11 protein-coding genes and 1 tRNA gene are annotated in these 10568 nt (G+C 51.6%); 10 read left to right on the forward strand and 2 right to left on the reverse strand.

The annotated features are described in order from the left end of the window. The coding region (locus KBS54_03720) for a hypothetical protein (protein MBQ0055239.1) at window positions 1-257 on the reverse strand (257 nt) is incomplete at its 3' end. A gap of 881 nt (window positions 258-1138) precedes the next feature. Between KBS54_03720 and lepA the strand changes: the two genes are divergently transcribed. The 7 genes from lepA (at window position 1139) to KBS54_03755 (ending at window position 6632) form a co-directional block, all read left to right on the forward strand. Then, a complete protein-coding gene (gene lepA, locus KBS54_03725) occupies window positions 1139-2950 on the forward strand; it encodes a translation elongation factor 4 (protein MBQ0055240.1) in 1812 nt (603 codons plus the stop codon). Between the two features lie 4 nt (window positions 2951-2954). Beyond that, window positions 2955-4061: a radical SAM family heme chaperone HemW gene (hemW, locus tag KBS54_03730; GenBank protein ID MBQ0055241.1), complete on the forward strand. Its 1107-nt coding sequence runs from the start codon at window positions 2955-2957 to the stop codon at window positions 4059-4061. Between the two features lie 289 nt (window positions 4062-4350). Beyond that, window positions 4351-4596: a Veg family protein gene (locus tag KBS54_03735; protein MBQ0055242.1), complete on the forward strand. Its 246-nt coding sequence runs from the start codon at window positions 4351-4353 to the stop codon at window positions 4594-4596. 57 nt (window positions 4597-4653) lie between these two features. Further along, on the forward strand, window positions 4654-5484 hold the full coding sequence (locus tag KBS54_03740) for a hypothetical protein (GenBank protein ID MBQ0055243.1): 831 nt from the start codon (window positions 4654-4656) through the stop codon (window positions 5482-5484). A 2-nt stretch (window positions 5485-5486) separates the two neighbouring features. Then, window positions 5487-6287 (forward strand): pur operon repressor, encoded by an 801-nt coding sequence (gene purR / locus KBS54_03745; protein ID MBQ0055244.1) that lies wholly within the window; start codon window positions 5487-5489, stop codon window positions 6285-6287. Between the two features lie 77 nt (window positions 6288-6364). Next, window positions 6365-6550: a ferredoxin gene (locus KBS54_03750; protein ID MBQ0055245.1), complete on the forward strand. Its 186-nt coding sequence runs from the start codon at window positions 6365-6367 to the stop codon at window positions 6548-6550. A 6-nt stretch (window positions 6551-6556) separates the two neighbouring features. Next, window positions 6557-6632: transfer RNA gene (locus tag KBS54_03755), tRNA-Ile, on the forward strand. Window positions 6633-6679: 47 nt separating this feature from the next. Here KBS54_03755 and KBS54_03760 read toward each other — a convergent pair. Continuing rightward, complete coding sequence (locus KBS54_03760) at window positions 6680-7177, reverse strand: hypothetical protein (protein MBQ0055246.1); 498 nt, start codon at window positions 7175-7177, stop codon at window positions 6680-6682. Between the two features lie 74 nt (window positions 7178-7251). On the opposite strand from KBS54_03760, the gene miaB reads away from it, so the two are divergent. The 3 genes from miaB to KBS54_03775 form a co-directional block, all read left to right on the forward strand. After that, complete coding sequence (gene miaB, locus KBS54_03765) at window positions 7252-8571, forward strand: tRNA (N6-isopentenyl adenosine(37)-C2)-methylthiotransferase MiaB (GenBank protein MBQ0055247.1); 1320 nt, start codon at window positions 7252-7254, stop codon at window positions 8569-8571. Then, on the forward strand, window positions 8568-9236 hold the full coding sequence (locus KBS54_03770) for a ComEA family DNA-binding protein (GenBank protein MBQ0055248.1): 669 nt from the start codon (window positions 8568-8570) through the stop codon (window positions 9234-9236). Before miaB ends, KBS54_03770 begins: the two co-directional genes overlap by 4 nt. Then, on the forward strand, window positions 9199-10568 hold a 1370-nt coding region (locus KBS54_03775), incomplete at its 3' end, for a ComEC/Rec2 family competence protein (GenBank protein ID MBQ0055249.1). The genes KBS54_03770 and KBS54_03775, both read left to right, overlap by 38 nt.

The raw sequence follows: 10568 nt of genomic DNA on the forward strand, positions 1-10568 counted from the left end.
ATGATTTTAAGAGCCGCGCTTCCGAGAAATTTTTTCACTTCCCTTGTGTAGGGAGTTATTTTGCAGAATTTCAGACTGCGCTGTCCCGCAACCTGAAAATCGAGCAGCTTTTTGTGCTTAATGTTTTTCTTAAGCCCGTTTCCATTGCTGCGTTTTTTCGGACCCTGTTTCTTCTTTTCTTTCAGCCGTTCTTCACGTGCAACGCGTCTGTGTGATTTTCCAATTTCTTTTTCTATTCTTTTCGTTTTCTTTTTCATTGGATAGTTTCCTCCTGTAAAATTTGATTTTGGGTACAATAAACATAGCTTTCAGCAGTAAGCAACAAGCCGTAAGCAGAATAACGTGATAAAAATAAAATCTTTTCACTTCTTTTTGCTTGCAGCTTAACGCTTAAAGCTTAAGGCTTAAAGCTTAACTCCGGATTACTTCTTACTGGGAGCACCGTTCATTTTCCTCCGAAGCCGCAGGGCTCTTGCTTTCCCTGCTCACACCTTGGTCACAGAGGCCTCGCGTATAAGAGCTTAAGCCCGAACTCCGCCGGAGAACGTTACCGAAGTGCTTAAACCCTGTAGCCGTATGGGCAGCGGGCTTACCACCAAAGGTGCGCGCATCACGTAATGCGTAAAAGTGACAAAACCCGGAAGCTTTAGCAGGAAACGAAAGGAAGTGCAGGCTCTGCTAAGCCATCCCAACGTTTCAAAACCACCGAGCCGGAACAGGATTAAAAAAACAATTCTGTTTCCCGTCACCCTCTGCACTATAATGTTCATAGAATAAGAAATTTGTAACATGGGCAGAAATGAAAAAGAAATAGAAAAATCCCGAAAAGTTTTCAAAAGTTTTGGAAAGTTTTGTGCTTTTAAGGCGCAATAAGTTATATTGCCTGAATGGCTGAGACGCTCCGATGTCTGCAAATACTTAACTTGTAAATTCTATTTGTTTCGTGTGTTACGTATAAGCAATAACCCGAGGGGTAACCCCCAGGTTAAGAGAGACTTTGTACGGAGAAAAAGACTGGGAAATGCAGGAATGCAAATTTGCCCCTCTGTTGTTTTTTTGCAGAAAATTTTTCAGCCGTTTGCGTTTTGCACATTGCCGCTGTTTGCTGTAAAATATTGCCGTTAAGGAGCTGAGTGGTTTGGATCTTGAGCGCATAAGGAATTTCAGTATCATAGCCCACGTTGACCACGGCAAGTCCACGCTTGCCGACCGTTTGCTTGAGGAGACTGGGACGGTTGACAAGCGCAATATGCAGGCGCAGCTTTTGGATATGCTTGATTTGGAGCGCGAACGCGGCATTACGATTAAGCTTGTCCCCGTGCGTATGAATTACCGTGCGAAGGACGGGAAGGATTATATCCTCAATCTGATTGACACGCCGGGGCACGTTGACTTTTCATACGAGGTTTCGCGTTCCCTCGCCGCGTGCGAGGGCGCCGTTCTTGTTGTTGACGCCACTCAGGGCGTTGAGGCTCAGACGGTTGCGAACAGTTATCTCGCCGTTGACCTTGATTTGGAAATTCTTCCTGTGCTTAACAAGATAGATTTGCCGTCGGCGCATCCCGACGAGGTGAAGACGGAGCTTCGCGATATTGTTGGTATTGACGCTTCCGATGCCGTGAATATCAGCGCGAAGACGGGCGAGGGGGTTCCCGAGCTGCTTGAGCGCATTGTAAAGGAGGTTCCCGCGCCTTCGGGCGATGAGAACGCTCCGCTTCAGGCTTTGATTTTTGATTCCGTTTATGACAATTATCGCGGAATTATCTGCTACGTCCGCGTTGTGAACGGCGTTCTGCGTACGGGCAAGCAGGTGCATTTTATGGCTACGGGGCGCGATTACCTGATTGACGAGGTGGGCGTTTTCAAGCCTCAGATGCAGAAGGTTGACAGCCTCGGACCCGGGGAAGTCGGCTATATTACGGCAAGTCTCAAGTCTCTTGACGAGGCGCACGTCGGCGATACGATTACGGACAGCGCGCGTCCCGCCGCTCAGGCTCTGCCCGGCTACCGCAAGGTGAAGCCTGTCGTTTTCTGCGGCTTTTACCCCGTTGAGCGCGAGAATATAAATCAGCTTCGCGATGCTTTGGAGAAGCTGAGCGTTAACGATTCGTCAATTTTCTTTGAGCCTGAAAATTCCGTGGCTCTCGGTTTTGGTTTCCGCTGCGGTTTCCTCGGGCTTCTTCACATGGAGATTTCAAAGGAGCGTCTCAGCCGCGAGTTCGGCGTTGACCTTGTCGCGACCGCCCCTAACGTCAGCTATCAGATTGCCCTGACGGACGGCAGCGTTATTGAGGCGCACAGGCCTTCGGATTTCCCAGATACCGTCAGAATAGAGGAAATACGCGAGCCGTATATCAAGCTTTCGATTTTTATGCCGGACAGTTTCGTCGGCGCGGCTATGAAGCTCTGCCAGGAGAAACGCGGCACGTACGTCGGCATGGATTATCTCACGCCGGAGCGCGTCCGCCTTACCTACGACATGCCGCTTGCGGAGTTTATTCTTGATTTCAACGACAGGCTTAAGTCGTGTACGCGCGGCTATGCGTCTCTTGACTACGACCATATCGGTTTCCGCGCAGAGGAGCTTGTGAAGGTTGACATGCTTATTCAGGACGAGCCTGTTGACGCTTTTTCGTTTATCTGCCACAAGGATCAGGCGTACACACGCGGACACGCCGTTGTCGGCAGGCTTAAGGAGCTTATTCCGCGCCAGCTGTTTGAAATTCCCATTCAGGCGGCTGTCGGCAAGAAGGTTATCGTCCGCATGAATATTAAGGCGGTGCGCAAGGACGTTCTCGCAAAGTGTTACGGAGGAGACATTACGCGCAAACGCAAGCTGCTTGAAAAGCAGAAGGAAGGCAAGAAGAGAATGAAGCAGATCGGGCACGTTGCCATTCCGCAGGAAGCGTTCCTCGCCTTTATGGACGTTACCAAAACGGAGGACAAATAACGGCGTGGCGGAGCTTTCCGTCTATCTGCATATCCCTTTCTGCGAAAGAAAATGCCCGTACTGCGCATTCATAAGCTACGCGCGGGGGAACGGGGCAAAGGACCTTTATCTGGGCAGGCTCGCTGACGAACTTGCCTTTTGGCGTTCCAAACTCGGCGGCATTTCCGCGCGGACGCTTTACATAGGCGGAGGCACGCCGTCCTGTCTTTCGCTTTCTCAATGGGAAACACTTTCCGAAATTATTGAAAGGAATATGGATTTGTCCGCCTGTACGGAATTTACCGTTGAGGCGAACCCGAATTCGCTGACGAAGGATCTGCTTTCGTTCTGGAAGTCCGCCGGTGTTTCGCGCGTCAGTCTCGGTGTGCAGAGCCTTGACGACGAAGAACTGCAATTTCTCGGCCGTCTGCACGATTCAAAACGTGCGCTTGAGGCGGTTGAAAACGCCGTTGAGGCAGGTTTTTCCGTGAACGCCGATTTTATGTTCGGGATTCCCGGACAGATGCTTTCAAAATGGAAAAGCACGCTTGAAACAGCCGTAAAGCTTGGCCTTTCGCATGTTTCGCTCTATCAGCTGACGATTGAGGAGGGAACGCCGTTTGCCTCCCGCGGTTTTGAACTGCCTGAGGGATACGGGCAGTATCTTTTTGCACAGGAATATCTGCCTGAACGCGGTTACGTGCAGTACGAGGTCGCGAATTTTGCGCTTTCGGGAAAAGAGAGCAGACACAACCTGAATTACTGGAGAGGCGGAGATTATCTCGGCGCCGGAATTTCAGCCTCCGGCTATCTTGACGGAGTGCGCTGCACGAACGAAAGCGGTTTTGAGGAATACTGCGCGCTTGTCGCCGAAAAGGGAAACGCAGTTGTTTTCAGGGAAAAACTTGAACCGGACGCAGGTGCGAGGGAGGCTTCCGTGCTTCAGCTTCGCATGACCGAAGGAATAGACAGGGCAAAATACCGCGCGAAATACGGGGAAGCAGCGGAAAAATACGTGTTGTCCGTGCTTGAAAATTTCCCGTGCGAACTGTATTCCGTCACGCCTGAGCGCATTGCGCTGACACAGGCGGGAATGAGAGTCGCCAACAGAATCTGGACTGAACTGGTATAAAAGACGAGCTATAGGCTATATGCTATACGCTACAGGCTGGCTGCAAGTAATACTGCCGACTGACACTTTTGCTGTGCGGTACTTGAAAAAGTTCGCAGGCAGCCGGTAGTTTGAGGCGTTTGTCTGCAAGAAAACTCTTTTACGGACGGACTTTTCCATAAATATACGTCTTATTAAAAAGCCCTTACATTTATTTCCAAACAGAGTATAAATTCCGTATAATTCTTGACTTTCAGGCTGTTTCTGCGTATAATATCCGTATCATAACTATACAGAGGCAGGTTTGTATATGGCTGTAACACAGGAAGAGCTCAAAAGTATTGTCGGTCAGCATTGCGGAAAACGCGTTTTCTACCATGCGGCGAACGGCAGACGAAGGTCGAAGGACGACGTTGCCGTTATTGAGGCTGTCTATTCAAATCTTTTCACACTTCATCTTGAGAAGACGGACACGGTTGTTTCTTTCCGCTACATTGACCTGCTGACGCACGACGTTGAGCTTGTCCTCTGCGAAACAGGGGAAAAAATATATTAAAATCACAGCGTGATGCCCCGTACAGGGGCATTGCTTTGTTGAGAGAAGTTTGGAGCAATGTACTGTCCCGTAAAAATAAATCTCACGCTTCACGTGCTCGGCAGAAGATCCGACGGTTATCACGAGCTTCGCACCGTTTTTTGGAAGAAGGCGGGGGCGGAGTTGCTTGACGTACGCCGTGCGGAAAGCGGAAAAGGGAGCATAACGGTGGAAGGCGCGGAGATACAGGGCAAAAATCTGCTTGATTCCGTGCTTGAATTTGCTTCGCGGAAAATTTCAGTCCCGCCGCTTGAAATTAAGCTTTCAAAGCGTTATCCGCAGGGCTCTGGAATAGGCGCCGGAAGCGGAAACGCCGCGGCTTTGCTTGTGTGGCTTAAGGAAAACTGCGGACTGACCTATACGTCGGACGAGATTGCAAAGCTCGGTGCGGACGTCCTGACGCTCGCTCAGGACAACACGCTGAATTACGCTGAAGGGGCAGGGGAGAAGCTTTTTCCGCTTGCTGAAGAAATTAAGCTTCCGTGGCTGCTTGTTTTCCCGAAATGGAGCTCGTCAACGCCTGCCGCTTACCGTAAGCTCGACGAATACAGAGGGAATTTCTGTCCTGAGGACGCGGATTTTGCGGCTGAGGCGCGCGGAATTGTAAAAAAACTTTTGCAGAACGGCCGCGCAGGGCTTCTTCCGAACGATTTTCTTGCCCCTGCGCTCTGTGAGCATCCGGAGTACAATACCGCTTTTGGCATTGCGGACGGGGAAGGGGCTCTTGCCTGGGGAATGTGCGGAAGCGGAAGCGCGATGTTCTTCACGGCGCAGGACGAAACGCTGGACAGACTGGAAAAAATATTTGGCGCGCAGGATTTTGTTCTTGCGGCGGAAAGGCTGGTATAGATATGAAAGGACAGAGAACGGAGAGAATCGCGAGAATGGTGTCAAATTTTTTTATGACGCCGTCAAAGCCTGTTTCCGTTACGGAGCTTGCGGAAAAATTCAGCGTCTCAAAAACCGTTGTGAGCGACGATATGGAGGTCGTGGCGTCGGCATTCGCCGCAGACGGTTTCGGCGCCGTTCAGGTTGAAAGGGGGCGCAGCGGGGGAGCGCGTTTCCTGCCCGAGTGTACGCCCGAATACCGCAGGGCGGTGCTTGAAGAAACCGCCGAAAAGCTTTCGGACCCCGACAGATATCTTCCCGGCGGGCTGATTTATTACAACGACCTGATTTTTGACCCTGTTACGGCGCTTCCTCTCGGTTTGTCAATGGCGTCGCTTTTTGTTGACGCAAAGCCGGACATAATAGTCACCACCGAAGTTAAGGGTATTCCAGTTGCTCTTTTTACGGCGTATGCGCTCGGCTGTCCTCTCACGGTCTGCCGTTTCAGAAACCGTCCGAGCGACGGGGCGGCAATGGCTGTTCATTATCCGGCTGCAAACGGCGAAGTCCGCACGATGTACATGGGTACGAAGCAGATACAGAAAGGCTCAAGGGTGCTTATTATCGATGACTTTATGAGAGGCGGAAGCACTGCCGCCGGTATGCAGCTTATGGCGCGGCATTTTGAGGCTGAAATAGTCGGTACGGGGCTGTTTATTACAGCCGACAAGCCGCAGAAAAAGGCTGTCAGCGGCTACAAAACGCTGCTCAGGCTTACGGAATCCGAAGGCGCGGCAAAGCTTTCCGTCGCCTGCGACGATTAAGCCGCAGAAATAAAAAAAATAATTTGACTAAATCAAAGTTTTAGAGTACAATACCCGTCCGTTGGGAGTTGATGACAATGGAAGTCAAGGTCAACGTCGACGAATGTATCGGATGCGGCATCTGCGCGCAGCTCTGCCCTGAGGTTTTCGAAATTGACGAAGCCGCAGGCAAAAGCACGGTAAAGGCGCAGAGCGACTCTCCTGAGGTTAAAAACGCCATGGAGGCGTGTCCGGTCGGTGCCATTTATCCTAAAACAGAATAATTTTGCGGGCCTATAGCTCAATTGGCAGAGCTCCCGGCTCATAACCGGATGGTTCTAGGTTCGATTCCTGGTAGGCCCACCACTCGCAAACAAAACGTCCGCTTCGCGGACGTTTTTTTATTTTGTAATTTATTTCCCTGTGATTTTTTTAATCAGCGTTTCGGCAATCTGAGTTATTTCCGTTTCGGAAGCGTATTTTGATTCGAGTGTCAGAACGCTGTCGGGCAGACGGACGGCGAGCGAGCAGCCGCGCGACGGGTGCCTGTCAAATTCCGCCGCAAAGCCGCATACCGTGAGGCTTTTGAACACCGCGCCTTCGCCGAACAGCCCGTCGTCAGCGGTTCCGCTGATTTGTTTTGCTTTCCAGCCCTTGGGAGCGGCGCCGTTAATTCTTACGGCATGGCAGGGAACGCCCTGCGCCGTTCTGTAGTCGCGTTCAATCCATTCGCCTTTGCAGCCTGAAACGGTGTTGAGCTTTGTTGTCCGCGCGTCATAGTTAAACCAGCCTTCAACGTCGGGAAGCCCGATGTTTTTGCCTGTCAGAACTTCAACGAGAGGGGCGTCTGCCGCGTATGCCTGTGCCGTGAACAGCACAAGCACGGAAAGTATGACAAAAAATTTCTTCATTTCAATCACTCCGTATAAATTATAGCGTTATTTTGATATAATTACACAAGAATTAATGAAAAGAGGTAATTTTCTTGCTCAGGTTTGCTGTCAGGGTATTCGGATGCCAGATGAACGTATATGACGGAGACAGGCTTCGCACGGCTTTCGTGCACAGAGGCTGGGAGGAGACGGACGATGCTTCCGCGGATTTTGTCGTGCTTGTCACATGCAGCATACGCGACAAGGCGGAGCAGAAGGTTATAAGCGAAATAGGCCGCTACAATCTGCGTTACAAGGCAGACGGACAAAAGCCCGTTGTAGTGCTTATCGGCTGCATGGCTCAGAGAATAGGACGGGAGACGGCGAAGCGCTTCCCGTGCGTGAAGCTTGTTTCGGGGCCACGCCATTTGGGGCTTGTTCCGCAGGGCATTGAGGACGTGTTCAAAGACGGAGAAAGCCGTTTCTTCATGGACGACGACCCCCGCGCGCTTCAGGATTTGGAGGTTGCGCCTCTCGCGAGGACAAACCCGTACAAGGCGTACGTCACGATAAGCTACGGATGCGACAGATTTTGCAGTTATTGCATAGTGCCTTACGTCCGCGGACGGCTTCAGTCGCGCAGGCATGAGGATATTCTCGCGGAGTGCCGCACGCTGGCGGCGTCGGGTGCAAGCGAAATTACGCTGCTCGGGCAGAACGTTGACGCCTACGGAAAGGATACGAAGGATTACACCTTCGCGAAGCTTTTGAAAGACGTTTCGGAGATCGACGGCATTACGAGACTGCGTTTTGCAACGTCGCACCCGAAGGATTTTGACGAGGACATTCTGCAGGTTATGGCTGAAACGCCGAGTATCTGCCGTTCGATAAATCTTCCCGTCCAGTCGGGCAACGACAGGATACTCAAAGAGATGAACCGCGGCTACACGGTTGAAAAATACAGCGGACTTGTCAGAAAAATACGCGAAACCCTGCCGGATGTCATGCTCACCACCGATTTGATAGTCGGTTTTCCGGGCGAAACGGAGGAAGAATATAGGGATTCCTACAATATGCTCAGGGAACTGCGCTTTGACATAGTCCACACGGCTGCATATTCGCCGCGCGAGGGAACAAAGGCGGCGGTTATGGACTGCCAGATAGACAACCGCGTCAAGGCGCGCCGCCTGAACGAGATAAACGATATGCAGTCTCAGCTGGCGAGAGAACTTAACGAAGAATACACGGGGCGCACGCTTCAGATACTTGCCGACGGTTTTGCGCCGCGCGGTGAGGGGCTTATTCAGGGGCGCACGATGTCCGACAAGGTTGTAATCCTTCACGGAAGCGAAGCCGATTTTGGAAAGACTCTTTCCGTCAAAATTACGCGCGCAAGCCACTGGTCGCTTGAAGGAGAAAGAATTCAGCAATGAAACGCGGAAAAGGGCTGTTAGCCGCCGCCGGAGTATCCTGTCTTCTGCTGTTTTCCGTGCTTCTGCACAATTTCGGCGGCAGTGCGCTGACCGACAAGTTTTCTGACGGCGAAACCGTTGAAAAGAGCATTGAAGTTTCTGAAAGCGGAGAAAATTCGCGTCAGGCCTCTCCTTCTTACGGCGACATAGTGGTCTACGTCAACGGCGCGGTGAAAAAGCCCGGTGTGTACAGGGTTCCTGACGACACGCGCGTTTATCAGCTGCTTGAACGGGCAGGAGGCTTTACGGAGGATGCGGACAAAAGCGCGGTGAACCTTGCGGGAAGACTTAAAGACGGACAGCAGCTTAATTTCCCCTCGTGTGTTGAAACCGCTCAGAAGGGTTACAGAAGCGCGTCGCGCAGAAGTTCGTCAGGAAAAAGATCCGGCGCGTACAGGGAATACGGAAGCTCTGCGGCAGATTCCGGCACAAAAATCAATCTGAACACGGCAACTCAGGAAGAGCTTGAAAGCGTAAAGGGAATAGGACCCAAAATGGCGGCTTCCATCGTTGATTACCGCAGGGAAAACGGAAATTTTTCCCGCCTTGAAGACCTTCTTCTCGTAAAAGGAATAGGCACCAAAAAATATGAAAAAATCAGGGACAGACTTACGCTCGGAGACTGACGGCATAGTCTGTCCCCTTTCTTCTGCGCCTGCGTTTGCCGTGTTTCTCGGAATATGCGGCGCGTTTTTCGCTGACGGGGCAGGCTGTTCTTTCGTTGTTTCGCTTTCCGCCGCTGTATTTCTTTCCGCCGCCTGGATTTTGTGCGGAAGCAGACGGTTTCTTGAAAACTGGCTGTCTCTTTTTGCTCTTGCGTTGTTTTTCGTTCTCGTTTTTTCCTCCGTATCTCTTTACAGAATACACCTCAAGCCTGAAATGCCCGGCACCCTGAACTGTACGGGCGTCGTGCGGAGCGTGCGCCAGTGGGGCGAAAAGCGCTGCGCCGTGCTGATTTCAACCGAGTACGGCAGGGTAGCCGCGTACACGGATTTGGAGCATGCGCCCGAAACGGGAGCAGAGGTGCGGCTTGAAGCGGCTGTCTTTGATTTCAAAAAAGCCGCTGAACAGGGCGGCTTTGACGAGGAAAAATTCTGGAAAGGCAAGGGCGCCGCAAAGAAATGCACGCTGTTTAAGCTTGAAACCGCAGGCAGACCGAACGTCTTTTACCGCATGAGAAATGCTCTTGACAGGCGGATAAAGGAAAGGCTACCCGAAAGATGCGCGCAGTATATGGCGGCGATAACCTTAGGCGAACGGAGCAGGGAGCTTTCAGCACTGCACGTGAAATCGGGCACGAGCCATCTGCTTGCGGTTTCGGGTTTTCACGTCGGAATTCTTGCAGGAATAGGATATTTTATTTTCCGCAGAAAAAAGTACAGAATTTTCGGCATTTCCCTGCTCGTATGGACTTACGTCCTGCTTTCGGGCTGTGCGCCCGGGGCTTTGCGCGCGGCGTTCATGCTGCAGTTCGCCCTTCTTTCTCTCTGCGCAGGTGCGCCTGTATCGCCGTTCAACAGCGTGTCGCTTGCCGGAATAATACTGCTTCTGATAAACCCGTTCAGCTATTACGACGCAGGGTTCAGACTTTCCGTCCTGTCGGCGCTTTTTATCACTTCCTGTGCGGGAAATTACGGCTTTGTTTCCGCAAGCCTCGTTTCAATGCTCGTATGGTTTGTCACGGCGGCGCAGTCCGCTTTCAGCTTCAAACAGATACCTGCGGCGGGGCTCTTTATGAACGTTTTTGCCGTTCCTGTTTTTGCCCTGCTTTTCCCGCTGCTTGCCGTCTGCTCGCTTCCGGCGCTTTTCGGACTGCCTTTCGGCGGTCATATTGCCGGTTTCTGCGAATATCTGCTCGAGGGCTGGGAAATCTTTGCAGACGCAATTTCCTGCGCCGTTCCGTGGACTTTCCGCCATTCGGCGGTTATGAACGCCGTATCGGCGTTTCTCTTTTTCTT

Origin of the sequence: Candidatus Equadaptatus faecalis, assembly GCA_018065065.1 — a bacterium.
GTDB classification, from domain to species: domain Bacteria; phylum Synergistota; class Synergistia; order Synergistales; family Synergistaceae; genus Equadaptatus; species Equadaptatus faecalis.